Raw genomic sequence first — 24581 nt, forward strand, 5'->3', positions numbered from 1 at the left:
AACGAACAGCTGTCACGACCGCGCGACCTCGGCTGCCGGCCCGTGCGTGACCAGTCGTGCCGCCACGACGGCTACCAGGACGAGGGCTGCGGCACTGGCCGCAGTGACGGCCACGGGGGTGGATTCCAGCCCGCCGTCGCTGCGGCCGACGGTGATCCAGACCAATCCCCACGCCAGCGCCACACCGGGTCCCAGCCGACCGCGCGAGTACACCGCGGTTCCCACGCCGATCGCTGCGACCACCAGTAGGACGGCACCGGCGATGACCGGCACCGGAAGCCCGAAACCCGTGAACCCGGAGGAGGCCAGCAAGGCCGAGACGTTGGCCACTGCGGCCACCGACACCCACCCCAGATAGAGGCCAAACGTGCCACCGAGAACAACCCGGTCCAGCAGATTGGACTCCGGGGTGCGCCGCAGGATCACCAGGATGACGCACAGCGTGGCCAAAAGGGCGAAGATCACCACCACGCTGACCCCCAACCATCCCAGTTGGACCACCCCGAGCCACAGGGCGTTGAGCAGGCCGGACGCCGCCGCCCATCCTCGGAGCTTGCGGTGAAGGGCATCATCCCGCCGGGAGGGCAGGAACTGGACCACGGCGTAGAGCAGGAGGCCGAGATAGATGATGCTCCAGATCGAAAAGGCACCCGACCCCGGTGCCAGGATGGTGCCATCCGCTGACAGCCAGCCGTCCGCCACATCCTGCACCGACGTCCCGACCACGGCGCCGCTTCCGAGGAAGGCCCCGGCGATGGCCAAGGCCATGGCGGCAGCCGTCAGCAATGGGGCCAGGGTGCCCGAGCGTGCTGTCGTGGTCGGCATTCTTCGCTCCTGCTTCATCGTCTCCAGAGGAGTCGCACTCGACAAATGGTGATTCATGCACAAGTATGTAGCTAGATTTTCTTATTATCAAGTAAGGCTGGACCCATGGCAGAGAATGAGCAACCCACCTCCCCGGCGAGCCGAATGCACCCGGCATCAGTGCACCTGCGCAGGATCCTGGTGCTCAATGACGTCATGGAATACCGCATGCGGATGCACCTGAAAACAAACGACACCGATTTCCAGGCCATGCAACAACTCATGCAGCTGGGGCCGCTGACACCCTCGAAATTGGCTGGGGCCCTCCACCTGACCACGGCGGCCATCACCAGCGTCATCGACCGGCTGGAAAAAGCGGGCCATGCCGAACGCGTCCCCCACCCCACCGACCGCCGCGGGGTCCTGGTCAAACCCACCGACTCCTCGGTACGCGAGGCCATGGCGCAACTCATGCCGATGATCCTGAAAACCGACTCCCTGGTGCGGGAGATGGACGACAAGGAACAGCAGGCCGTCACCCGCTATCTGCAGGGAGCAGCGGATGCCGTACAGGAACGGATCGACGCGATGGCCCAGGAACACCAGGAGCAGTCGGAGGAAACCGGCGGACCCACCACCGCCGGCCCCACCGCAAAGGCGAAGAAGACGGAGGATGGGACATGAGTACCGAACTCCATGAGTGGAAACACGCAGGCTCATCCGGAAGCGTGTGCACGAGGCCGCCTCCTGAATCAACCGGCATGGCGCCTTCGCCCCAGGAGGCCTCCCCCTCCTTCGACGAGATGGTGCAACGAATACTCGATGCGGAGCAACGGGCGGACCGTGCGGCACCGGGGTTGAACTCACGGAACTACGACGCCTTGTGCCGGCGACTGGAAGCCACCCTGCACGGCGGCAAGCGGACGCGACCCCACCTGGTCCACGTCGCCTTCCGGGCCTTTGGAGGCCGGGATCTCGAGGCAGCAGCCACACTCGGTGCCGGATTCGAAATGCTTCACGCCGCCTTGCTGATGCACGACGACGTCATCGACCGTGATTTCGTCCGTCGCGGTGTCCCGACCCTGGGAGCCGGGTATCGCGACGATGCACTGGCCCATGGACATGCCTCGGGGACCGCCGAACATGCAGGACATTCAGCCTCCATCATCGCCGGCGACATCCTGCTGGCTGGTTCCATTCGCCTGGCGGCCTTGGCCTCGGCCGGCTCCCCGAACGCCCGCACCATCCTCGACGTGGTGCATTCCGCGCTCCTGGCTTCAGCCGCCGGGGAACTCGATGACCTGGTGTTCTCCCTCTCCCCGGCCAGGACACCTGAATCCGATGTGCTGAACATGGAACGGCTCAAGACCGCCATCTACTCCTTCGAAGCCCCGCTGCAAGCCGGGGCGTTGCTCGCTGGCGCGCCGCCACGTCTGGCGGCACGGTTGGGCGGGTTGGGCCGGAACCTGGGAACCGCCTACCAGATCATCGACGACGTCCTGGGGACCTTCGGGAACCCCCAGGAGACCGGCAAGTCCATCGACTCGGACCTACGCTCGGGCAAACGCACCGTGCTGACGGCCCAGGCGGAAGGCCACCACGGGTTCCGCTACGCCCGGGATGCCTACGCTGCCGGTCGTGCCGGCATCGAGGAGGTGCGTTCGGCGTTGGCCGATAGCGGCGCCGAACCCCGAGCCCGGGCCCTCGCGTCGAAGTTGGTCACCTCCGCCTTGAACGAGGCACGGGGTCTCGAGCTGACTCCGGCGATCCTCGACGAGCTCGCCACGATCGGCGAACATGTCCTGAATCGGAAGAAGTAGTCATGAGCATCGAGGACCTCTCCAAATACTCCGACGCGGCCGGCCGAAGTGCCGGCGTCGTGATTTCCCGCTATTCCTCCTCGTTCGGTCTCGCCTGCCGGATGCTGGGCCCCCGGGCCCGCCGGGACATCGAGAACATCTATGCGTTGGTTCGTGTCGCCGACGAAGTGGTGGACGGCGCAGCGGCTGCCGCCGGTCTGGATGTCGTCGCCGTGGGCGAGCAATTGAACCGCCTCGAACAGGAGACCGAGCTGGCGATGCTGTCGGGGTACAGCACCAACCTGGTGGTCCACGCCTTCGCCGGCACGGCCCGGGACTGCGGGATCCAGGCAAGCCTGACACAACCGTTCTTTGCGTCGATGCGAGCCGACCTGACGGTCACCCGGCATGATGCCGACTCATTGGAGGAATACATCTATGGTTCCGCCGAGGTGGTGGGACTGATGTGCCTGCGCGTCTTCCAGACCATGCCCGGAGCCAGCAAGGGCCACGACCAGGAACTGGAACGGGCGGCACGCAGCCTCGGATCAGCCTTCCAGAAAGTCAACTTCCTGCGCGATCTGGCGGCCGACGGCGAGGAACTGGGACGCAACTACGTTGCCGCCTCCGGCACCGCGCCCCTCGACGAGGCGGCCAAGGACCATTTGATCGCCCAGATCCGCTCGGAACTCATCGAAGCGCAGGCGGGCCTTCCCCTTTTGGCCCCCGGCGCCCGGCGGGCCGTTGGCTTGGCCCACGGGCTGTTCGTGGCCCTGGTCGATCGGCTTGACGCAGCTCCCGCAGAGCACCTGCTCCAACGCAGGATCCGGGTCCCGGGAGCCGAGAAAGCTTCGATCGCGCTGCGTGCCATCGCAGCACGGTCCCCGCGCAAGGCAAAGGCAGTTTGATGAGCTGGACTTCATTCCGACGTCGTGCCGCACGACGCTACTACGACCCCGCCGCCCGGGCCGCACGACGAAACAGGCGCGGTCCCACCGGCTCGGCCCCCACCACCGGCCCTTCGTCCCCGACGGGCCAAGCAACCCGCAGGATCGTGGTCATCGGCGGCGGCATCGCGGGGCTGGCCACCGCTGGCCTATTGGCCCGCGACGGTCACGACGTCACGCTTTTGGAACGCGGGGAACAACTCGGAGGACGGGCCGGACGCCATGCGGTCGACGGCTTCACCTTCGATACCGGCCCCTCCTGGTACCTCATGCCCGAGGTCATCGACCACTGGTTCCGGCTCATGGGAACCAGTGCCGACGAGCAACTCGACCTCGTGAAGCTCGCCCCCGCCTACCGCACCTTCTTCGAGGCGTACCAGGAGCCGGTGGACGTGCGCACCGGCCGAGCCGACGTCGAGGCACTTTTCGATTCCATGGATCCCGGGTCCGGGCAGAAGCTGCGGTCCTATCTCGAGTCAGCGGAACTGACCTACTCGCTGGCCAAGAAGCACTTCCTCTACGACGACTTCCGCACCTTGGCGGGGCTGGCCCACCCCATGGTGCTCCGCCATGGGGTGGACATGGCCCGGCTGCTGGCCACGAACCTCAACGCCTTCATCAGCGCAAGGTTCCGCGACCCGCGCCAACGCCAGTTGCTCGGATACCCCGCGGTCTTCCTGGGGACCACCCCCTTCAAGGCGCCGGCGATGTATCACCTGATGAGCCACCTGGATCTCGCCGACGGCGTCCTCTACCCCAAGGGCGGATTCGCCGCCCTCGTCGATGCCATGGAAGCCATTGCACGCGCCGCAGGCGTCACGATCATCACCGACGCCACCGCGCAACGGATCACCACCCGTGACGGGTCCCGCCGGCGTGCCGTGGTCGATACCGTGGAATACTCCGATGCCGCCGGGGCCCGGCAGGTAATCCAGGCCACCGACGTGGTGGCCGCCACCGATTTGCACCATGTCGAGACCACGCTGCTTCCGCCCGGAAGGCAGAGCCACCCCGAACGGATGTGGCGGCGGCGCGACCCGGGCCCCAGTGCGGTACTGGTCTGTCTGGGGATCCGTGGAAACCTCGATGAATTGGTCCACCACAACCTGCTCTTCACCGCCGACTGGCGGGAGAACTTCGGCCGGATCGACGCCGGGGAGGACCTGGCCTCGCAGACATCAATCTACGTCTGCAAACCCAGTGAAACCGATGCCGGTGTTGCCCCGGCCGGGCACGAGAACCTTTTCATCCTCGTCCCTTCCCCGCCCGTTGAGGCCTGGGGTGCCGGTGGCGCCGACGGCACCGGGGCGCCCATGGTGGAACGGGTGGCCGACGCCGCCCTCGACCAGCTCGCCGAATGGGCGGAGATCCCCGACCTGCGTGAGCGGATCGTCGTGCGGCGCAGCTACGGTCCCGGGGATTTCGTGGAGAACTTCAATGCCTGGAAGGGCAGTGCACTGGGTGCTGCCCATACCTTGCGCCAGAGCGCCTTCCTGCGGCCGGGGATCCGCAGCGCCAAGGTAGACGGTCTGTTCTACGCCGGAAGTTCCGTCCGCCCCGGCATCGGGGTCCCCATGTGCATGATCAGCGCCGAACTGGTCCTCAAGGCCATCCGCGGGCAGACGTTCCGGGGCGCGTTGCCGGTGCCCGGGCCTCGAACGACCAGGGCGAATGCCGAATCCCCGGCGAGAACGGCATGACCTATCTGCTGATCCTGTTGTTTCTGCTCGGCTGCATGACGCTGCTCGATGCCCGCTTCGGCCTGTTCTTCTGGTCACGCCCTTGGAAGGCGGCGCTCGTCCTGGCCCTGGGCATCGTCTATTTCCTGAGTTGGGATCTATGGGCCATCGCTGCGGGCATCTTCCTGCACCGCGACTCCCCCTTGATGACCGGCATCATGCTGGCCGACCAGCTTCCCTTGGAGGAGCCGGTCTTCCTGCTGTTCCTGAGCTACCAGACCATGATCGCGTTCACCGGATGCATTCTCTGGCTTCGCCACCTGGCCCGGGACAAGACAGGCCACCGGGCCACCGTGCAGGAAGGACCGGTGGGCTCGTGAGCTATCTGGCACTGAACTACTTCTTTCTGGGGCTGTCCCTGCTGACACTGCTCGGGGCCTCCCTGGCCCGTCGGCTGGATCGCCGTCGGATGACGGCGATGTTGGTCGGTGTCTTCGCCCTGTTGATCCTGACGGCAGTCTTCGACAACGTCATGATCGGCTCAGGGCTTTTCGACTACTCCTCCGAGACGCTGGCCGGGCCGAGGGTCGGTCTGGCTCCGTTGGAGGACTTCGCCTATCCTCTGGGGGCCGCCATCCTGCTGCCTTCGGCTTGGTTGCTGTTGGATCCCCGTCCCCGAAAGGACCCATGAAGGACCTCATTGCCACCTCCCGCCCCGTCTCGTGGGTCAACACCGCCTACCCGTTCGCGGCTGCCTACCTGCTGGCCACGGGTGGCATCGACTGGATCCTGGTGGTGGGGACACTGTTCTTCCTGCTGCCGTACAACCTGGCGATGTATGGGATCAACGACGTCTTCGACTACGAATCGGACCTGCTGAACCCCCGCAAGGGCGGGGCCGAAGGGGCGGTCGTGGATCGAACCCGGCACCGGACGATCCTGTGGGCCTCGGCGTTGTTCGCGCTGCCCTTCGTCCTTGCCCTGGCCACGCAGGGCGGTTGGCCCGCCAACCTGGTCCTGCTGGTGTCCTTGTTCGCCGTCTATGCGTACAGCGCCCCGGTGTTCCGGTTCAAGGAACGCCCCTTCCTGGATTCGGCCACCTCCAGCATCCACTTCGTCTCCCCTGCCCTGTACGGGCTGGTCCTGGCCGGGGCCACCTTCACCCCCGGGCTGTGGTGTCTTTTGGCGGCCTACTTCCTTTGGGGGATGGCCAGTCATGCCTTCGGGTCGGTGCAGGACATCGTCCCGGACCGTGAGGCGGGCCTGGGCTCGGTGGGCACCGTGCTCGGCGCCCGCCCGACCGTCGTCGCCGCTGCCGCTGCCTATGTTGCCGCCGGACTGTTGATGCTAGCCAGTGCTTGGCCCGGGCCCCTGGCCGGGCTGTTGGCCTTGCCGTATGCGGCCAACGTCCTGCAGTTCCTGCGTGTTGACGATGCCGGATCGGGGGTCGCCAACCGGGGATGGCGCCGCTTTTTGTGGTTGAACTACTTCACAGGGTTCTGCGTGACCATGCTGCTGATCTGGTATGTGGGGATCCGATGAGTTCGATCATGTGGTTTCGCGACGACCTACGCCTCGCCGACAACCCCGCCCTCCTGGCGGCCACCGACGACGGCGGGGTCGTGGCCGTTTACATCCTCGACGAGGAATCGGAGGGGCTGCACCCACTGGGTGGGGCCGCCCGCTGGTGGCTGCATCAGGCCTTGACCGGTCTGCACAGCGATCTCGCGGACCGGGGCATCCAATTGGTGTTGCGCCGTGGCCCGGCGGCCACGGTCATGTCGGCTCTGGTGCAGGAGCTGAACCCGGAGAGCATCTATTGGAACCGCAGGTACTGGGAACCAGAACGGGTAGTGGATACGGCGGTCAAGGAGAACAGTCGGGTCGCCGGAGTCCATGCCGAGAGCTTCCAGGCCTCGCTCCTTCACGAACCGTGGAAGGTCACCACCGGTCAGGGCGGGCAGTACCGGGTCTTCACGCCGTTTTGGAACCAGCTCAAGAAACTGGACTTCCGACACCCGATGGAAGCCCCGTCAGTTGGCGCCAACCCACGTGATCCGCGGCCGGGAAAGGAGATCCCCGCAATCGGTTCGGACGATCTGGCTACCTGGACACTGGTTCCTGCCGGTTCCACCTGGCCGGAAAAACTCGCGACCCATTGGAGCCCCGGAGAGGCCGCCGCCTGGCGCTTGCTGGAGGAGTTCAGCGAGGAGGCCGTGGCCGACTACGAAGAGGGGCATGATTTCCCGGGCATCGCCGGCACCAGTCGACTGTCGCCGTATCTTCGCTGGGGACACATCAGCCCCTTCCAACTCTGGCATGCCCTCTCCGAGGCTCCCGGCCCGAGCACGGCTGGCGCTGCGGCCTTTCTGCGGCAGGTGGGATGGCGCGAGTTCTGCTGGCATCAGCTCTTCCACCACCCGGAATTGGCCCAAGCGAACCTACGGCGGGTCTTCGACGGCTTCGACTGGAGATGGCCGACGGAACCCGGGTCGGCCACACCGGCCCGGCTGCGCGGTATCCGCAGCCCGACGGCGACCACCGAGCAGGCCGTCTCGGAGGAACCCGTGGACGCCTGGAAGGCGGGGTGCACCGGGCTGCCCATGGTCGACGCGGGCATGCGTCAGCTGTGGGAAACCGGGTGGATGCACAACCGCGTGCGGATGCTGGTCGCCAGCTTCCTGACCAAGAACATGGGGGTGCATTGGCAGGTCGGGGAACAATGGTTCTGGGAGACCCTGGTGGATGCCGATCAGGCGTCCAACCCGGCGAACTGGCAATGGGTGGCCGGTTCCGGCGCCGATGCTTCACCGTTCTTCCGGATCTTCAACCCGCAAACCCAAGCCAAGCGCTTCGACGCGAATGGCCGGTATGTCTCCCGCTGGGTCCCGGACGCAGCACTTCCCGACTATCCCGAGCCCCTCGAGGACCTCTCCGAGTCCCGTCGGCGGGCGTTGGCGGATTACGACCGGATCAAGAAGTCTAGCATGCATCGGGCTATTTGGCTCGGCGCAAGGTGGCCCCTGGAAGAAGGCCGGGTAGCGCCACCGCATGTAGAACATGACGACCACACCCAGGGCAAGCACCGCGATACCCAGGATGAACACCATCCCGAGCCCGGCGATGTTGCTTCCCGATCCGTACTCGGGGTCCATCGAGTCGACCGCGGTCTTGAAGAGCGCCTTCGACGTCGGTGACACCCCGCGGCAGGTCGCAGGCTCTTCGGCCGCAGCTGGAGCGCTGTTGAAAGGGCTGCTCTGCGGCCAGCACCAGGGCTAGGAGCCGGTGGCGCCCATCATCGACTGCATCAGATCGGGGTTGGCGGACTGGTAGGTCAGCCAGAGGATCCCGGCGCTCAAGGCCAGCGAAAGGCCGCCCCAGATGACCCCGAGCTTGGCCAGGAAGCGGACCTCGTCGCTCGGCATGGGGAGTTTGTCCGTCTTGAAATCATCGGCCAGACGCCCCATCCGCATCGCCGGGGATTCGGGGACGCGTTCGGTGAGCCCGGCCAGCGTGTTGGCGGCCCAGTCGGTGCGTCCGCCCTGCAGGCGGGCGATGGTCAGATCGTGCTTGCGATCCTGACGGAGCTGGATGATGCGATCACCATGGCGGGCCAGCAGGATGTCCTCGCCGAGATGCATCGTCCTGCCCGTTGCACGCTGCTGACGATCCGGTGCGACGCTCATGACCATGCTCCCTCCGAGTGAATCGACACTCCGTGAAATTCTTCGTACTATCAAAGTACGCCGCAAATCCGCGCCGACACGGTGAAGGGCGTTGGAAGGCGAGCAAACTCACAAGGGGGTGTGGGGCGCGCCGCCCCGCGGGGAGCGCCCACGTTCACCGAGCGGAAAAATGCCAGATGACCCCGATGGTCCAGACCGAACCGGCGAGCGCGGCGCAACCGAATTCGATGAGTATTCCGATCCCCGTGGACTTCAGTGTCCTCACGCTGGCGCGCATCGCGGATCCCAGGTTCCGCCTCCGGGCATATTCGGCCAGGAGCAGCCCGACACCGAACCCCAGGAAGAGCCCGACGATGGGGATCAGGAACATCCCGGCAATGCCTGCGGCCACGGCGAACAGGATCGTTCCCCGGGGGATCTGTTGGCTTTTGAGGCTGCGCCCGGTCAGGACCATCGACGCCGACCAGCCGGCCAGGGCCAGGACCATGCCCACCACCGCGCAGGTCCACGCCGCCGGGCCGCCGATGAACAGGGCCCATCCCAAGAGCGTGAGGATCGTCAGCAGGCTTCCCGGCAACACGGGATAGATCGTTCCTGCGACGGAAAAGACCAGCAAAAGGCCGGCGATGATGGTGACCAGGACCTGTGTATCCACGGTCCTAGTCTGCCAGCATCACCGGCCCGGAAACGTCTCGATCCTAGAGGTTGATCTTGACGTCGGCGTCCTTACGCAGCTTCTTCACCAGTGTCTGGGTGGCTTCGTTCTCCTTCTGCTGGACGAGCTGCTGCTTCAGCTGGGACTTGGCGTCCTTGTACTTGGGCATCTCCGGGGCGTCCTCACCGGATTTGCCCTGCTGCTTCTGGGCGTCCTCGGCCTTCTTATAGGCGGCCTTCAGCTCCTTTTCGCTGGGTTCGAAGGGACCGGCTTCCTTCTCGATGTAGCCTTCGACCTCGACCTGCTGCTTGATCTGCTTATCAACGGTCTTGCGCTCCATGCCCTGCTTCTTCAGGGCGGCCAGGAACTCCTTCTTATCCATCTGCTGGGACTTCGCCGCTTCGGTCAGCGCCTTGTCCATCTGCCTTTCGGTGGCTTTCACGCCGGCTGTCCTGGCCTTCTGGATCAGCAGTTCGGTGCCGACCATGCCGTCGGCGACCTGCTTCTTCATCTCCGTCTGGTCGGAGAGGTCCTGGCCGGACATCTGTGCCTGCATGGCCGCCTGCTGGAACTGGCTCTCGTAGACACGGGTGAACTCCTTCTTGGAGATGTCCTTGTCATTCACCGTGGCCACGACATCGGGAATGCCCTTCAGGTCCGGCGAGGGGGCGGCCGCCTGCTCACTGGACTGCGAGGAGGGTGCCGCGGACGAGCCATCGGCTTCTTCATTGCCGCCGCTACCGCAGGCAGTGACCAGGGAAAGCGACCCCACCAGTGCCAGTGCGGCCAGCATCTTCTTCTTGTTCACGTGCTACCTCCTGAGGATTTTGAATCTTGTCGAGGCTAGCAATGCGACCTGAACGTCCACTGAAGATCGCCCCCTCCACGGCAGATTTATGCTCTGGGCCAACTTCCGGCCCCTCCGGGCGGGGCCGGTTCTCCGCCGTGGCTGCTCCTCGCCGACGGCGGAACCAGCCCGCAACCATCGGATTGTTGAACAATCATTGTCTCTGGTGCATGCTGGTCGGACCAGCAACCGGACGGAGACCACGGTGCCCACCATCGACCTGAACAGCGACGTCGGCGAATCCTTCGGCGAGTGGAGCAAGGGCGACGATGCCGCCATGTTCCGCTCCGTCACCAGCGCCAATGTCGCCTGCGGCTTCCATGCCGGCGACCCCTCCACCATGGGCCGGACGTGCCGCGATGCCGTGGCTGCCGGAGTAGGCATCGGGGCCCATGTCTCCTATCAGGACCTGGCCGGCTTCGGCCGCCGCTTCGTGGACTGCTCCCCCGTCCAACTGGCCGACGACATCCTGTACCAGCTCGGGGCCCTCGATGCGGTGGCCCGGGCGGCCGGTGGTTCCATCAGCTACGTCAAACCCCATGGCGCCCTCTACAACGCCATCGTCCACCACCGTGAGCACGCCGAGGCCGTCGTCGACGCGGTCAAGGCCTTCGGCAACGATCTGCCCCTGCTCCTGCTGCCCGGATCCGTGGCACTGGAACGCGCCGAATCCGCCGGATTGCGTCCGGTCATCGAGGCCTTCGCGGACCGTGCCTATGATTCCGACGGGTCGCTGGTCCCGCGCCGCGAAGAAGGGGCCGTGCTCCACGATGCGGCAGCCATCAGCACCAACATGGTCCGGCTGGCCACCCGGGGCACCCTGACGGCCCGGGACGGCTCGACGTTGTCGATCCCCGCCGAGAGCATCTGCCTGCACGGCGACACCACCGGAGCCGTCGAACTCGCGGGCGCGGTCCGCCGGGGACTGGAGGAGGCAGGCGTGGACATCCGGCCGTTCGCATGAGGACGACGGCGCTGCGTTGGGCCGGCACGCGCACCCTCCTGGTCGAAGTCGGCACGCTGGAGGACGTCGTGGCCCTCCACCGCCGGTTGACCGATGCTCCGTTGCCCGGACAGATCGAGGTGCTCGCCGCGGCATCCACCGTGATGCTCGCCTTCGACACCCGCGCCCACGCCCTGGCGGCCCCCGCCGCCCTGGACCGGTTGGATGACGGGCCGTCGACCACGGTGGGCGGACGCGAGATCACCGTGGACGTGGTGTACGACGGCGATGACCTCGCCGAGGTCGCCCGGATGACCGGACTGGGCGCCGACGGGGTCATCGCCGCCCACACGGCCCAGCTCTGGACGGCCGCCTTCGGTGGTTTCGCGCCGGGTTTCGCCTACCTCCACGGGGACGACGCGTCCTTGGAGGTGCCGCGTCGGCAGTCCCCACGCACGGCCGTGCCGGCCGGATCGGTGGCCGTGGCGGGGAGGTTCTCGGCCATCTACCCGGCCCGGTCCCCGGGTGGGTGGCAGCTGATCGGCCGCACGCAGGCCGTGATGTGGGATCTGGACCGGGACCCTCCGGCGCTGGTCCGGCCCGGGGACCGGGTCCGCTACCGTGCCGTCCGTGAACTCGTTGAGCTCCACCCGACGGCCGGCACCCCCACCCCACGGGCCGAAGACACCGGAGGCGCCGAGGCCTCCGACACCTCCCTTCTTGTTCTTTCCCCGGGACCGCAGTCCCTGATCCAGGATCTGGGCCGCCCGGGGCTGGGCGATCTCGGGGTTCCGGCGGCAGGTGCCGCCGATACCGCCTCGGCCCGGCAGGCCAACCGGCTGGTGGGAAACTCCGCCCACGCGGCGGTGGTCGAAACCCTGGTGGGAGGACTGCGGATCCAGGCCTGCGGCGAGCTGACGCTGTCCTTGACCGGTGCCGCCGAGACGGCGACGGTCTCCGGACCCCACGGCCGACGGCCCGTGGCGGCCCGCGCACCCTTCGCCCTCCACGATCACGAGGTCCTCTCGGTGCAAGCCCCGACCAGCGGATTACGCAGCTACCTCGCGGTCCGTGGCGGACTGGTGGCCGAGGCGGTGCTGGGCAGCCGTTCGGCGGACACGTTATCGGGCCTCGGCCCGGCACCACTGGCGTCCGGCACCTCGGTGCCGGTCGCTTCCGTGGCCCGCGGGCATATCGTCACCCACCCCGAACCCTCCGTCCTGCCCCGGCCCCGGGAGGGCACCGTAAATCTGCGCATCACCTCCGGCCCCCGGGCCGACTGGTTCGCCCCTGACGCCATCGATGCCCTCTGCCGCCACCCATGGTCCGCCGGAAGCCAGTCGAACCGGGTCGGGCTCCGCCTGGAGACCGGCGACCGGCAAACCCCCGTGGAACGCATCCGGACCGACGAGCTGTCCAGCGAAGGCACGGCCACCGGCTCCCTGCAGGTTCCCCCCTCGGGGCTGCCCGTCCTCTTCCTCACCGACCATCCCGTCACCGGCGGGTACCCGGTGATCGCCGTCGTCGTCCCCGAGGACCTGCCGGCCGCAGCCCAGGTTCCCCCGGGCACGTCCATCCGCTTCACCGTGGTGGACCCCGACACCCTGCTGCCCCGACCACCAGCCAGGAGCCGGGAGCCATGACGCCTCCAGTTCATGAGCACGACGGCGCTGGCTCCCGTCACGCCCACACGGGGGCGTGGATCGCCGCGGTCCTTCGCCGGCGGATCGCAGCGGGCCTGCTGACCCCGGGGTCGAAGCTCTCCGAGCAGAAGCTCTCGGTGGAGCTCGGTGTCTCGCGCAACACCCTGCGGGAAGCCTTCGGGACACTCGTCGCCGAATCGGTGGTGGTGCGGATCCCCAACCGCGGGGTCTTCGTGGCCTCCCCCGGAGCCGAGGACGTCCGGGAGATCTACCGGGTGCGCCGGGTGATCGAACCCTCCGCCGTCCTGTGGGGCACCCCTGCGGAACGGGAACTGGAAGCCATGGACGCCATCGTCCGCCGGGCCGCGGAGGCCCGGGACGCCGGGTCGGTGCCCGGGATGGCTGACGCGAACCAGGCCCTGCATCAAGCGGTCATCGCCCTGACCGGAAGCCAGACGCTCCAGGTGCTCATGGACCGGGTGCTGGCCCGGATGAGACTGGTCTTCCACACCATGTCCACGACGCCGGATTTCCATCCGCACTACGTGGAACGCAATATCGGCCTCGTGGCCTGCCTGCGGGCCGGCCGGCCGGAGGAGGCCGCCCGGATGCTGCGCGATGGCCTCGATGCCGCCGAGGGGGAAATCCTGGCCCGCATCGAGGCCCGGGCCCCCGATCCGGAGGTCCGCCATCGCGCAGTGCCGGTCACGCCAATACGAAATAAATAGGTCTATCAAATAATTGATAACTAGAATATCGTACTACTTGAGACGAACGCAGTCCCACACCAGACCTGACTCACCCGGAGCAGGCACCGAAATTTCGTCCGCGACCGAAGAGGAAGTTTTGCGATGTCACAGGAAGCCAGCACGCCACAGGAATCCGGAGCAAACCAGGTCAGCGACTGGTCGGATCTGGGCCAGCAGTTGTGGTCCTATCTCACCGGACGCGGCGCAGCCGTGAACTACACGCTCGTTGACATGACCGTCGAAGTCCCCCGGGACATCGGTCCGGACGCACCTCGTGCGACCTGGAAGTTCGACGGCACGCTGCGGGTCACCACCAGCGATGATCAGGCCGTCGGCTCGGACCCCCACCGGGATCGGTGATGATCCGATGAGACTGGATATGGACCTCGCCTTCTCAGTCACCGTCCCGGCGACCGATACCGAGCCGGAGTCCACGGTGAACGGAACCATGAAGGCCAACGGGACCGAGGTGGTCATCAGCACCGACACCCCCGATCTGTACCGGATCGGTCCGCGTGCCGATCTGCGCTCGGTCAGGGGATTCGCCAAGGAGCTCAGCGAGTGGGGCCTGAGTGTTTCACTGGCTTCACCCGAAGGGACCATCGTGTCGCTGGGAGCCGTCAAGGCCAATGCCGCACAGCGGCTACTCACCAGATCGGCCCACATCCGGCCGGGAAAGGACGGGACTTGGTCCGCGCTGCTCCGCGGTTCCCCGGGCGATCCCGCACAGAGCCTGATTCCCCCGGGAACACCCTTCCCGCTCTCGCCCACGTTCCAGCGCAACTACCGGATGCGACCGACGACGACCCACTACACCTATGGTGGCGGCCGCCCACGGTTGATCTTCGTGAAGGACGGCGAAGCCTGGGACGGGCGCCCGGCGCAGGTCTTCGACCTGAGCGCAGAAACCACGGTGATCGGCGGCAACGCCGAGGCCGAACTCCGGCTACCGCAGACCAGCGATGCCCATGCCACCATCACCCACTCCACGGATGATGAGTACATCCTCACGGCCACCTCACCGGTGACCGGCAGCACCCGGTTGCCGGAGGGTGGCTCCTACACGTTGCGTACCGGCGCCCGCATCGGCATCGGCCCCTGGCGGCTGGTCTTCGTCCGCGAGGAATATGCCGACCATGGTCGCCCCCATGGCGGTCGGCAAGGCGGCGAGTTGGCCTACCAGAAGCCGCAGTACGATCACCGGTATGGAGCGGTCGAACACGACGCAATCTACGGACTGGGAGACCCGCGCGAGGACTAGCCCCGGGTGCCTCGCCACGCATGGCGCGGCGAGGCACCGGACATGCCCCACGACCCCGGCGGTGGTGTCGCGTGGACTCATTTGAACGGTACCCTCGAGCATGTGAAGTTTCTCAATGACGTCAACCCGTCCCATGACCTGACCTATAACGACACCTTCATGGTGCCCTCGCGTTCGGCCATCGCCTCACGCACGAGCGTGGACCTGACCACCCCCGACGGCATCGGAACCTCGATCCCGTTGGTGGTGTCCAACATGACCGCCGTCGCCGGACGGCGCATGGCGGAAACCGTGGCCCGTCGCGGAGGCATCGCGATCCTGCCCCAGGACATCAGCCGGGAGGCGGTCGACGACATGGTCGGCCAGGTCAAGGGCGCCCATACCGTCTTCGAAACCCCGATCACCGTCCAGACCACCGATTCCGTCTCGACCGCCCTGTCCCTGCTGGGGAAGCGGTCCCACGGGGCCGCCGTCGTCCTCAACGGCCACGAGCCGGTGGGCATCGTCACCCTGGGCGACTGCCAGGAGGTCGACCGCTTTGCCCGCATCTCCGAGGTGATGAGCGAGAACATCGTCACCGCTTCGGTCGACGAGGACCCGCGCGCCGTCTTCGATACGATCGCCGAACGCCATCTGTCCATGGTTCCCATGCTCGAGGACGGCCGGCTGGCCGGGGTGCTGACCCGCAAGGGCATCCTGCGCTCGACCATATACTCCCCCGCCGTCGACCCGCAGGGCCGGCTCATGGTCGGTGGCGCCGTGGGCATCAACGGGGACGTGGGGGCCAAGACCACCAGCCTGCTCGAATCCGGCGTCGACGTCCTCGTCGTGGACACCGCCCACGGCCACCAGGAGAAGATGATCGAGGCGCTGCCGCAGGTCACCGCCGCCCGGGATGAATTCGCCGAACGCACCGGCCGTCGGCTGAAGGTCGTGGCCGGGAACGTCGTGGCCGCCGAGGGGGTGACCGATCTGGTCTCCGCCGGGGCGGACATCCTGAAGGTCGGCGTCGGCCCGGGGGCCATGTGCACCACCCGCATGATGACCGGGGTGGGACGCCCCCAGTTCTCGGCCGTGCTCGAATGCGCGCAGGCTGCCCACGAATCGGGGGCCGAAGTCTGGGCCGACGGCGGGGTGAAGTACCCGCGCGACGTCGCCCTGGCCCTGGCCGCGGGCGCCGCCAGCGTCATGATCGGCTCCTGGTTCGCCGGAACCCACGAATCCGCGGGCGACCTGGTGGTGGACCCCCACGGCCGCTCCTATAAGGAAAGCTTCGGGATGGCCTCCGCCCGTGCCGTGCAGAACCGTACCAAGAGGCAGTCGGCCTTCGACCGGGCCCGTTCGGGACTATTCGAGGAAGGCATCTCGCATTCGCGGATGTACCTCGACCCGGCGCGTCCCGGGGTGGAGGACCTGGTTGATTCGATCATTTCCGGCGTCCGTTCCTCCTTCACCTACGCGGGAGCCGAGTCGATCGCCAGGTTCCGCGAACGTGCCGTCGTCGGCGTGCAGTCCAGCGCCGGCTATGAGGAAGGCCGTCCCCGCGAAACCTCCTGGTAGCCACCCGCTCCGGGCCGCCGGCCGGATGCGGGCCCACGGGCTTGACCCGTGGCCCCGGCAGGGATCTCATGGGTTCCATGGGCACTGAGGCACCAGCCATCGAAGTCGACGACCTGGTGGTCCGTCGCGGCCGGACCGTGGTCCTGGACGGACTGGGGTTCTCGGTCGGTTCCGGGGACGTGGTGGGGTTGCTTGGCCCCAGCGGCTGCGGGAAGTCGACCCTGCTGCGCAGCATCGTCAGAACCCAGCTGGTCCACGGCGGGAGTGTCCGGGTCCTCGGCGAGCCGGCCGGTTCCCGGCAGCTCCGCCGCCGGGTCAGCTACATGACCCAATCGCTGAGCATCTATGACGATCTCACGGTGCGGCAGAACCTCGAATACTTCCGCAAGGTCCTCGTCGCCCCCGGCGGGGACACCGACCGGGTGCTGGAGCTGACGGATCTGGCCGGTTCGGCCCATGAGGTCACCGAAAACCTCTCGGGTGGCCAGCGCAGCCGGGTTTCGCTGGCGGTGGCCCTGCTCGGGGGACCCCGAGGTGATGATCCTGGATGAGCCCACCGTCGGACTCGATCCCGTGCTGCGGGCGGACCTCTGGTCCCTCTTCCGGCAATTGGCCGCGGACGGGGCCACCCTGCTGATCTCCAGCCATGTGATGGATGAGGCGACCCGGTGCGACCGGTTGCTGCTGATGCGCGAGGGCAGGTTCATTGCCGACGATTCCCCCGCCGGACTGCTGCGGAGCACGGGAACCGGGACCACCGAGGAGGCCTTCCTGACCCTGATCGCCGCCAACGACCCGCCGGCCACGGCCACCCCGCGGACCCGCGGACGGCATCGCCGGGCCCCGGCCGGTCAGGCCCCGGGAGGCAACCGGTGAGCCCCTCGGGCACCTGGGCGACCGCCGGACGCGTCCTGGCGCAGATCCTTCATGATCCACGCACGATCGCCCTCCTGCTGGTCGTCCCGAGCCTCCTGATCGGCCTGGTGGCCTGGATCTTCTCCGAGACCGACGTCTTCAGCACCATCGGGCCGGCCCTCATCGCGATGTTCCCGTTCATCGTCATGTTCCTGGTGGCGAGCATCAGCACGCTGCGCGAACGTCGTTCCGGGACCCTTGAACGGCTGTTGACCATGCCCCTGGGCAAGGGGTCCTTCGTGCTCGGCTACGCGTTGGCCTTCGGTCTGCTCGCGGTGGCGCAGACGGCGATCGCCGTGGCATTCTCGATCTGGGTCTGCGGTCTGGAGATCAACGGCCGGCTCTGGCTGCTCTTCCTGGTCGCGGTGGCCGATGCCCTGCTGGGCACCGCCCTGGGCCTGCTGGCCAGTGCCTTTGCCCGCACCGAGTTCCAGGTCGTGCAGTTCATGCCTGCCTTCGTCTTCCCGCAGATCCTCCTGGGGGGACTCTTCCTGCCCCGCGCCCAGCTCCCGGACGTGCTGGAAACGATCGGGGACTGGCTGCCGCTCTCCCACGCCATGGACGCCCTGACCGCCGTGGCCACCGGTGACGAGGACTCCGGCTACATCGTGGTGCGGACCCTGTTCATCGGGGCATGGATCGTCGGTTCCATCGTCCTGGGGTCAATCACCCTGCGCCGCCGCACGCCCTAGAGCCAGGGAACTTCGCCGCGGGTATGTTCGAAGACCAGTGAGGTCTGCGTGGAGGCCACCGCCGGATTGGCCGAGAGGTTGTCCAGGACGAACTGGCGCACATCGCTGGAATCCTTGACCGCCACGTGGATCACGAAGTCATCCGTTCCTCCCAGGAAGAACAGCTGCATCACCCCGGCCTTGCTGCGGATCTCCTCGGCGAAACTGGACATCAGGTGCCGTGCCCCGGGGCGGATCCGCACGAAGATCAGCGCCTCGAGCGCATGCCCGAGGACCTCCGGATCCAGATCCAAGGTGAATTTGCGGATGACCCCCGTCTCACGCAGCGCGTTCATGCGGGCCAGGCAGGTCGAGGGGGCGATCCCGAGCTCCTCGGCCAAGGAGTTGTTGGTCCGCCGCGAGTTCTCGGTGAGCATCCGCAACAGACCACGGTCGATATCATCGAGCTCGTAATGCCGACTGGTCCGAACATTCTTCGCTGTGGCCACGTCACACTCTTTCGGGCGGATGGAAATTACGGATATTCTCGATTGTACCGAAATAAAATCTGCGTCACACCCGAAGAACCGCAGGAAAGCCACCACTGTTTCGTACCGCCAGCCGTCGACCCCTGGAGAGGAAATCCGAGGGTCCGTCACGGCGTACAGACCCACCAAGGAGTCCTCATGATCATCGGCGTCCCCCGTGAAATCAAGAACAACGAGTTCCGCGTCGCCATCACCCCGGCAGGGGTCTCCGAATTCGTCGCCCAGGGTCACGAGGTCCTCGTCGAGACCGGCGCGGGCCTCGGCTCGGGCATCCCCGACGAACTCTACGTCGACGCAGGGGCGACGATCGCCTCGGACGCCGACGGGGCCTGGGCCGACGCCGACATGGTGCTCAAGGTCAAGGAACCCGTCGCCGAGGAATACCACCGCATCCGTGCCGGCCAGATCCTCTTCGCCTACCTGCATCTGGCCGCCTCGAGCGAGTGCGCCCGGGCCATCATCGACGCCGGCGCCACGGCGATCGCCTACGAGACGGTCACCGCCGGCCGGACCCTGCCGCTGCTGGCGCCCATGTCCGAAGTCGCCGGTCGGCTCGCCGCACAGATCGGGGCCTTCCAGCTCCAACAGCCCACCGGCGGCTCGGGCATCCTGATGGGCGGCGTGCCCGGCACCCGCCCGGCCAAGGTCGTGGTCATCGGTGGTGGTGTCGCCGGTGAAAATGCGGCGGCGATCACCTCCGGCATGGGCGCCGACGTGACGATCATCGACATCAGCCTGGCCCGGTTGAAGGAAATCGATGTCGCCTACAACGGTCGGATCAAGACGCTGGCCTCCACGAAGTTCACGATCGCCGGCGAGGTCGCCGCGGCGGATCTGGTCATCGGTTCGGTGCTGATCCCCGGGGCCGCGGCCCCGAAGCTGGTCACCACGGAGATGGTCTCGCATATGCGTCCGGGATCGGTGTTGGTGGACATCGCGATCGACCAGGGCGGCTGCTTCGAGGGATCGCATGCCACCACGCATGTCGACCCCACCTATACGGTGCACGACGCCGTCTACTACTGCGTGGGGAACATGCCCGGCGCCGTCCCGCAGACCTCGACGGTGGCGCTGACCAACGCGACCTTGCCCTACGCGCTACGGATCGCCTCCAAGGGCTGGCAGCAGGCACTACAGGACGACGACGGGCTCGCCAACGGCTTGACCGTGCACGACGGCCACGTCACCTTCGCCCCCGTGGCCGAGGCCCTGGGGCTGGCCCACACCCCGACCGCAGAGGTTCTCGCCGCAGCAACGAACCACGCGTAGGCCCCTCCGCCGCTGCTCCCCGTCGGGCCCCAGCCGCCTACCGGTCTAGGCTTGAGGCTGGCGGAAAGGAAAAAGATGTGGGAAGAATATGGACTGACGTGGGTTGATGCCGGTCGGGTGGTGGTATCCGCCATTGCGCTCTACCTCGTGATTCTGGCATTGATCAGGGTCATGGGCCAGCGCACGATGGCGAGCCTGTCCAGCTTCGACCTGGCAGCCGCCGTAGCCCTCGGCGCCGTCGTCGGGCGGGCGATCCTCGGCTACACCCCGACGGTGGTCGCCGGCGCCCTGGGACTGGTCACCCTGCTGGCGCTGCAGGCGGTTACCGGTCAGCTGCGTCGGTTCCGGCGGGTCTCGGGAATGATCAACAACCGCGCGTTCATACTCATGGCCGGGGACGAGGTCATCCAGGCCAACCTGCGGCGGACCCACGTCTCCGAGCGGGAACTGGTGGCCCGGCTGCGCCAGGCAGGCATCCGCCACCGCACCGAGGTCGCCTGCGTGATCCTGGAGTCCACCGGGCAGATCAGCATCCTGCGTTCGGGGGTCCTGATCGAACCGCGGATGCTCGAAGGCGTCACGGGCGCGGATCTGGTCCCGGCCTCGTTCATGGCGGTCCCCTCCGACTAGGGGCAAGCCCCATGCTCTAGCCGTTCCGGCGCCGGTACCTGATCCACAGGACGGCCCCGGCCACCACCACGACCCCGGCCAACGCGATCCACTGCCAGCCGACCGCGATGGCCGCGTAGACCACCGCCATCCCCACCGTGGCGTAGATCAACGCCCACATCAGGCAGCCGACGATCACGGCGGGCAGGTAGCGCGACAACGGCATCCGGGACATCCCCGCGCTGGCGTTCACCGCGGTCTGGATCCCGATGGTGAGGAAGGACAGCGGAACCGCCAGGATCCCCCAGCGGGCGACGAAGCGCTGGGCCCGGCGGTAGATCGGGCCTTCCAGGACGTATTCGAAGCGGGAATGGCTCACCCCCGCGGCGACCCCGCGACCCACCCAGTAGGTCGTGTTCGCCCGCGCCATGGAGAGCAGGAAGAGGAAGAGGTACGCCCAGCCGAAGGGAGCCTCGCGTAACCAATCCATCCACCCAGAATACCGCCGAATCCAGGGCGTCCCGACCACGGCCGGACCCTTAGGGAACGGATTTGATCCGATACACCAGGGCGGCCGCCGCCAGACCGATGATCGCCGCCAAGACGAACAGGGCCATGTAGCCGCCGAGGAACTTCACCGCCAGCAATGCCAGCGCCGGGGCGACCACCTGGGGCAGGGCGGCCGCGACATTGACCACCCCCATGTCCTTGCCGCGGGCCGCTGCCGAGGGCAGCACCTGGGTCAACAAGGCGAAGTCGACCGCGAGATAGGCGCCGAAGCCGATGCCCAGGACCGCCGCGCCGACCATCGCCGCCGGCCAGACCTGGAAGAACGCCATGATCAGCGCGGCGCAGGCGATCACCGCCGAGGCCCCGGCGACGAAGACCTTGCGCTGTCCCACCCGGTCGCTCCACCGCCCGGCCAGCACGCTGGTGATGACCACCATGACCGCGTAGAGCCCGGTCAGCACCAGCACACCGGCGGCGGGATCCGGATGGTGGATCACATCGGTGAGGAAGAACAGCAGGTAGACGATGACCAGCTGGTTGCCCACGAACATGAGAAAACGGGTCAGCCAGGCCCAGCCGAAGTCCGGATGCTTCACGGGGTTGATCCAGAAGGAGCGCAGGAACCGGCCGAGCCGGAACGGCGGATGGTGCCCCGGAGGAAGGACCGGATCATCACGATGGGTCAGGTAGGGGATCACCCCGACGGCGATGGCCGCCGCGCAGATCCAGTAGCCGACGGCGATGTTCCCGGAGATGACGAATCCGACGACGGATCCCCCGAGGATGCCCAGGGTCTGGCCCATGGCCGCCAGCCCGCCCACGGAAGCCCGCTGGGCGACCGGCACCCGGTCCGGGACCGCAGCGGTGATGGTCGAGTACATGGCGTTGCAGCCGGCCTGGACCAACGCCCAGCCGATCACCAGGGCGGCGACCGTGGTGGCCCCGGAAAGGAAGAGCATCGCCGCGGTGCCCAGCACCGCTCCGGCGAGGATCCACGGCGAGCGCCGGCCCCATCTGGAGGTGGTCCGGTCCGACAGGGCCCCGGTGACGGGGTTGGCGACCAGCGCGACGGCGGCACCGCAGGCGGTCACCAGGGTGAGGATGGCTTCCTTGTTCCCGGCGTCGATCGCCGTGGCCTGCAACCCGATCAGGATGTTGATGGGCGCGAAGAACGCGACGTTGATGACCAGGTTGACCATGATCGCCCCGGTCACCCAGCGGGCTCCGACGCGTCGGGTCGGCTCGATCAGTGCTTCCGCGGGGGAGGCGGCGGTCCCGGCCCCGGTGGCGTCCTCGTTCACGACTCCCCCGTTCACAGGACGCCTTGCAGCGCACCGGCTCCTACGGTTCCTACCAGGGCGATGATCAACAGCCACGTCAGGGGCTTGGCGAGGGAACGAGTTTTTTCATGATGTCGCCATCGTATTCGCAACCGCCCCCTCCGCCCATTCCACGTCGCCCCCGGCGTACCGTGGGGGTCATGACCGACGACGATTCCCCCAACACCCCCTTGATCGCCATCACCGGCGCCACCGGCAAGGTCGGTTCCCTGGTGGCCCGCCGCCTGGCCGGAACGGTGCGGTTGCGGCTGTTCTCCCGTGACGTCGAACGGGCCGAGGCCGCGGCCCGCGCGCTGCCCCGCACGACGGCGGCCGCCGAGGCTTCCGCGGCGGCCCTGGACTTCGCCGATCAGCCGGGGGCCGTCCGTGCCCTGGAGGGGGTCGACGTCGTCCTCATGGTCTCCGCGGAGGAGGCCTCCGACCGGCTGGCCCAGCATGCCGCGTTCATCCGGGCGGCCCGGGCGGCCGGGGTGGGGCAAATCGTCTATACCTCGTTCTTCGCCGCCGCCCCCGATGCCGTCTTCACCCTGGCCCGCGACCACTTTGCCACCGAGAAGCTGCTGGCCGATTCCGGGGTGCCGCATACGATCCTGCGCGATAACTTCTACCAGGACGTCTTCCCGCTCTTCGCCGGTGACGACCATCTTCTGCGCGGCCCGGCGGCCGAGGGCAGGGTTTCCGCGGTGGCCCGGGACGACGTCGCCGCGGTGGCGGCAGTGGTGCTCGCCGAAGCCGCCGTGGCCTGGGCCGCCGGGCGGGAACCGGTCCATGCCGGCCACACCTACGACCTGACCGGGCCCGAGGCGTTCGACCTCCATCAGGCGGCAGCGGTGATGACCGAGGTCACCGGGGTGCAGACCCGCTACCTCCACGAGACCGTGGCCGAAGCCCTGGCCTCCCGGGACGGTCTGGGTGCCCCCGACTGGCAGATGGACGCCTGGATCAGCACCTACACCGCGATCGCCTCCGGGGAGCTGGAACCGGTCAGTGCGGATGTCGAACGGCTGCTGGGCCGTCCGGCGCAATCGCTGCGCCGGACGTTGGAACGCCTGCAGGACTGACCGGCACCCGCCCCCGGCGACCGCGCCGGGTCCACGGACCACGAGAACCAGTACGAAAGGCCCTGCCATGTCCCCCACCAACCCTCCGGCCCACCGGCTGGCCATCCTCGACGACCATCAGGACGTCGCCTTGGATTTCGCGCCCTGGACCACGCTGGAGGACGTCGAGATCGTCGTCTTCCACGACACCCTGGCCACCGCCCGGGACACGGTGGAGGCCCTGGCGGGATTCGACATCATCGTCGCCATGCGCGAACGCACGGCCTTCGATGCCGAGATCATCGCCGGCCTGCCCGGGTTGAAGCTGCTGGTCACCACCGGAAAGGTCAACGCCTCCATCGACCTCGACGCCGCCACCGGGGCCGGCATCACGGTCTGCGGGACCGCCGGGTCCACCACCGCCACCCCCGAGCTCACGTGGGCACTGCTCATGGCCTGGATGCGGGATGTCCCGGCCCAACAGGCGTCGTTGCGGGCCGGCACCTGGCAAAACGGTACCGACGTCGGCTTCGGCCTCTGCGGCAGCACCCTGGGCATCCTGGGACTGGGCCGGATCGGTTCACGCATCGCCGCCTACGGGGCGGCCTTCGGGATGGACATCATCGCCTGGAGCCAGAACCTGGAAGCGGACCGGGCCGCCGCGGCAGGGGCCCGGCTCGTGGGTCGCGAGGAACTGTTCGCCTCCGCCGATGTCCTGAGCGTCCACCTGCAGCTCTCGGAACGCACTCGCGGACTGGTCGACGAGACGAATCTTCGCCTGCTGGGGCCCGCCGGGCTGCTGGTGAACACCTCACGGGCCGCGATCGTGGACCAGGAGGCAATGCTTCGGGGTCTGCATGAAGGCTGGCTGGGCGGCGCGGCACTGGATGTCTTCGACGTCGAACCGCTCCCGGCCGACCACCCGGTCATCGCCGCGCCGCGGACCGTGCTCAGCCCGCATCTGGGCTACGTCACCCGGCAGACCTACGAGGTCTTCTACGGGCAGGCCTTCGAGAACGTGAAGGCCTGGCTGGCCGGTGCCCCGTTGCGTCGGCTGAACTAGGACGCGCCCGGCGGCCTCCGAACCCCGCGGTTCCTCGATACGA

Annotated in this window: 28 protein-coding genes; 21 read left to right on the forward strand and 7 right to left on the reverse strand. The window is 67.5% G+C overall.

Features of this window, described 5'->3' with window-relative positions:
- Window positions 1–12: 12 nt before the first annotated feature.
- Window positions 13–825 carry a tryptophan-rich sensory protein gene (locus ACT3S6_RS03885; protein WP_444553843.1) on the reverse strand — a complete coding sequence of 271 codons (813 nt, stop codon included), beginning with the start codon at window positions 823–825 and terminating at the stop codon, window positions 13–15.
- Between the two features lie 105 nt (window positions 826–930).
- Here ACT3S6_RS03885 and ACT3S6_RS03890 point away from each other — a divergent pair, with 105 nt between their 5' ends.
- From ACT3S6_RS03890 to ACT3S6_RS03925, 8 genes are all read left to right on the forward strand, one after another.
- Window positions 931–1488 (forward strand): MarR family winged helix-turn-helix transcriptional regulator, encoded by a 558-nt coding sequence (locus ACT3S6_RS03890; protein WP_444553844.1) that lies wholly within the window; start codon window positions 931–933, stop codon window positions 1486–1488.
- 77 nt (window positions 1489–1565) lie between these two features.
- On the forward strand, window positions 1566–2624 hold the full coding sequence (locus tag ACT3S6_RS03895; protein ID WP_444553845.1) for a polyprenyl synthetase family protein: 1059 nt from the start codon (window positions 1566–1568) through the stop codon (window positions 2622–2624).
- A 2-nt stretch (window positions 2625–2626) separates the two neighbouring features.
- Window positions 2627–3511: a phytoene/squalene synthase family protein gene (locus tag ACT3S6_RS03900; protein WP_444553846.1), complete on the forward strand. Its 885-nt coding sequence runs from the start codon at window positions 2627–2629 to the stop codon at window positions 3509–3511.
- Window positions 3511–5250, forward strand: coding sequence for a phytoene desaturase family protein (crtI, locus tag ACT3S6_RS03905; protein WP_444553847.1), 1740 nt, complete (start codon window positions 3511–3513; stop codon window positions 5248–5250). Before ACT3S6_RS03900 ends, crtI begins: the two co-directional genes overlap by 1 nt.
- Window positions 5247–5609, forward strand: coding sequence for a lycopene cyclase domain-containing protein (locus ACT3S6_RS03910; RefSeq protein WP_444553848.1), 363 nt, complete (start codon window positions 5247–5249; stop codon window positions 5607–5609). The genes crtI and ACT3S6_RS03910 overlap by 4 nt, the downstream gene beginning before the upstream one ends.
- Entirely contained in the window at window positions 5606–5920 is a 315-nt protein-coding gene (locus ACT3S6_RS03915) for a lycopene cyclase domain-containing protein (protein ID WP_444553849.1), read from the forward strand. The genes ACT3S6_RS03910 and ACT3S6_RS03915 overlap by 4 nt, the downstream gene beginning before the upstream one ends.
- Window positions 5917–6771: a prenyltransferase gene (locus ACT3S6_RS03920; RefSeq protein ID WP_444553850.1), complete on the forward strand. Its 855-nt coding sequence runs from the start codon at window positions 5917–5919 to the stop codon at window positions 6769–6771. The genes ACT3S6_RS03915 and ACT3S6_RS03920 overlap by 4 nt, the downstream gene beginning before the upstream one ends.
- Window positions 6768–8426, forward strand: a complete 1659-nt coding sequence (locus tag ACT3S6_RS03925) for a cryptochrome/photolyase family protein (RefSeq protein ID WP_444553851.1) — start codon at window positions 6768–6770, stop codon at window positions 8424–8426. The genes ACT3S6_RS03920 and ACT3S6_RS03925 overlap by 4 nt, the downstream gene beginning before the upstream one ends.
- A 78-nt stretch (window positions 8427–8504) precedes the next feature.
- Here the strand turns inward: ACT3S6_RS03925 and ACT3S6_RS03930 are convergent, their stop codons facing one another.
- The 3 genes from ACT3S6_RS03930 to ACT3S6_RS03940 form a co-directional block, all read right to left on the reverse strand.
- Window positions 8505–8915 carry a hypothetical protein gene (locus tag ACT3S6_RS03930; protein WP_444553852.1) on the reverse strand — a complete coding sequence of 137 codons (411 nt, stop codon included), beginning with the start codon at window positions 8913–8915 and terminating at the stop codon, window positions 8505–8507.
- A gap of 154 nt (window positions 8916–9069) precedes the next feature.
- Window positions 9070–9570 carry a DUF456 domain-containing protein gene (locus tag ACT3S6_RS03935; RefSeq protein WP_444553853.1) on the reverse strand — a complete coding sequence of 167 codons (501 nt, stop codon included), beginning with the start codon at window positions 9568–9570 and terminating at the stop codon, window positions 9070–9072.
- Window positions 9571–9613: 43 nt separating this feature from the next.
- Complete coding sequence (locus tag ACT3S6_RS03940; protein ID WP_444553854.1) at window positions 9614–10378, reverse strand: SurA N-terminal domain-containing protein; 765 nt, start codon at window positions 10376–10378, stop codon at window positions 9614–9616.
- Between the two features lie 244 nt (window positions 10379–10622).
- On the opposite strand from ACT3S6_RS03940, the gene ACT3S6_RS03945 reads away from it, so the two are divergent.
- The 9 genes from ACT3S6_RS03945 (at window position 10623) to ACT3S6_RS03985 (ending at window position 18180) form a co-directional block, all read left to right on the forward strand.
- Window positions 10623–11381, forward strand: coding sequence for a LamB/YcsF family protein (locus ACT3S6_RS03945; RefSeq protein WP_444553855.1), 759 nt, complete (start codon window positions 10623–10625; stop codon window positions 11379–11381).
- Window positions 11378–13003, forward strand: a complete 1626-nt coding sequence (locus ACT3S6_RS03950; protein ID WP_444553856.1) for a carboxyltransferase domain-containing protein — start codon at window positions 11378–11380, stop codon at window positions 13001–13003. Before ACT3S6_RS03945 ends, ACT3S6_RS03950 begins: the two co-directional genes overlap by 4 nt.
- On the forward strand, window positions 13000–13731 hold the full coding sequence (locus ACT3S6_RS03955; RefSeq protein WP_444553857.1) for a GntR family transcriptional regulator: 732 nt from the start codon (window positions 13000–13002) through the stop codon (window positions 13729–13731). The genes ACT3S6_RS03950 and ACT3S6_RS03955 overlap by 4 nt, the downstream gene beginning before the upstream one ends.
- A 123-nt stretch (window positions 13732–13854) precedes the next feature.
- Window positions 13855–14112 (forward strand): hypothetical protein, encoded by a 258-nt coding sequence (locus tag ACT3S6_RS03960; RefSeq protein WP_444553858.1) that lies wholly within the window; start codon window positions 13855–13857, stop codon window positions 14110–14112.
- Between the two features lie 7 nt (window positions 14113–14119).
- Window positions 14120–15013, forward strand: coding sequence for an FHA domain-containing protein (locus tag ACT3S6_RS03965; protein WP_444553859.1), 894 nt, complete (start codon window positions 14120–14122; stop codon window positions 15011–15013).
- A 102-nt stretch (window positions 15014–15115) separates the two neighbouring features.
- Entirely contained in the window at window positions 15116–16573 is a 1458-nt protein-coding gene (locus tag ACT3S6_RS03970; RefSeq protein WP_444553860.1) for a GuaB1 family IMP dehydrogenase-related protein, read from the forward strand.
- Window positions 16574–16650: 77 nt separating this feature from the next.
- On the forward strand, window positions 16651–17124 hold the full coding sequence (locus tag ACT3S6_RS03975) for an ATP-binding cassette domain-containing protein (RefSeq protein WP_444553861.1): 474 nt from the start codon (window positions 16651–16653) through the stop codon (window positions 17122–17124).
- Window positions 17111–17449 carry a hypothetical protein gene (locus ACT3S6_RS03980; protein ID WP_444553862.1) on the forward strand — a complete coding sequence of 113 codons (339 nt, stop codon included), beginning with the start codon at window positions 17111–17113 and terminating at the stop codon, window positions 17447–17449. Before ACT3S6_RS03975 ends, ACT3S6_RS03980 begins: the two co-directional genes overlap by 14 nt.
- Entirely contained in the window at window positions 17446–18180 is a 735-nt protein-coding gene (locus ACT3S6_RS03985) for an ABC transporter permease (RefSeq protein ID WP_444553863.1), read from the forward strand. Before ACT3S6_RS03980 ends, ACT3S6_RS03985 begins: the two co-directional genes overlap by 4 nt.
- Here the strand turns inward: ACT3S6_RS03985 and ACT3S6_RS03990 are convergent.
- Window positions 18177–18668 (reverse strand): Lrp/AsnC family transcriptional regulator, encoded by a 492-nt coding sequence (locus tag ACT3S6_RS03990; RefSeq protein WP_444553864.1) that lies wholly within the window; start codon window positions 18666–18668, stop codon window positions 18177–18179. The genes ACT3S6_RS03985 and ACT3S6_RS03990 overlap by 4 nt on opposite strands.
- Before the next feature lie 177 nt (window positions 18669–18845).
- Between ACT3S6_RS03990 and ald the strand changes: the two genes are divergently transcribed.
- Both ald and ACT3S6_RS04000 read left to right on the forward strand, forming a co-directional pair.
- Window positions 18846–19976 (forward strand): alanine dehydrogenase, encoded by a 1131-nt coding sequence (gene ald / locus ACT3S6_RS03995; protein WP_444553865.1) that lies wholly within the window; start codon window positions 18846–18848, stop codon window positions 19974–19976.
- 75 nt (window positions 19977–20051) lie between these two features.
- Window positions 20052–20606, forward strand: a complete 555-nt coding sequence (locus ACT3S6_RS04000; protein WP_444553866.1) for a DUF421 domain-containing protein — start codon at window positions 20052–20054, stop codon at window positions 20604–20606.
- Window positions 20607–20622: 16 nt separating this feature from the next.
- Here the strand turns inward: ACT3S6_RS04000 and ACT3S6_RS04005 are convergent, their stop codons facing one another.
- Together ACT3S6_RS04005 and ACT3S6_RS04010 are read right to left on the reverse strand one after the other, a co-directional pair.
- The gene (locus ACT3S6_RS04005; RefSeq protein WP_444553867.1) at window positions 20623–21075 is read right to left on the reverse strand and encodes a DedA family protein; all 453 of its coding nucleotides are present in this window, start codon (window positions 21073–21075) and stop codon (window positions 20623–20625) included.
- Between the two features lie 49 nt (window positions 21076–21124).
- Window positions 21125–22396 (reverse strand): MFS transporter, encoded by a 1272-nt coding sequence (locus tag ACT3S6_RS04010; protein ID WP_444553868.1) that lies wholly within the window; start codon window positions 22394–22396, stop codon window positions 21125–21127.
- Between the two features lie 179 nt (window positions 22397–22575).
- Here ACT3S6_RS04010 and ACT3S6_RS04015 point away from each other — a divergent pair, with 179 nt between their 5' ends.
- Window positions 22576–23496, forward strand: coding sequence for an NAD(P)H-binding protein (locus ACT3S6_RS04015; protein WP_444553869.1), 921 nt, complete (start codon window positions 22576–22578; stop codon window positions 23494–23496).
- Window positions 23497–23563: 67 nt separating this feature from the next.
- Complete coding sequence (locus ACT3S6_RS04020) at window positions 23564–24538, forward strand: D-2-hydroxyacid dehydrogenase family protein (RefSeq protein ID WP_444553870.1); 975 nt, start codon at window positions 23564–23566, stop codon at window positions 24536–24538.
- Window positions 24539–24581: the final 43 nt, after the last annotated feature.

The sequence above is a fragment of the Arthrobacter sp. AOP36-C1-22 genome (assembly GCF_052377515.1).
Taxonomy (GTDB): domain Bacteria; phylum Actinomycetota; class Actinomycetes; order Actinomycetales; family Micrococcaceae; genus Arthrobacter_H.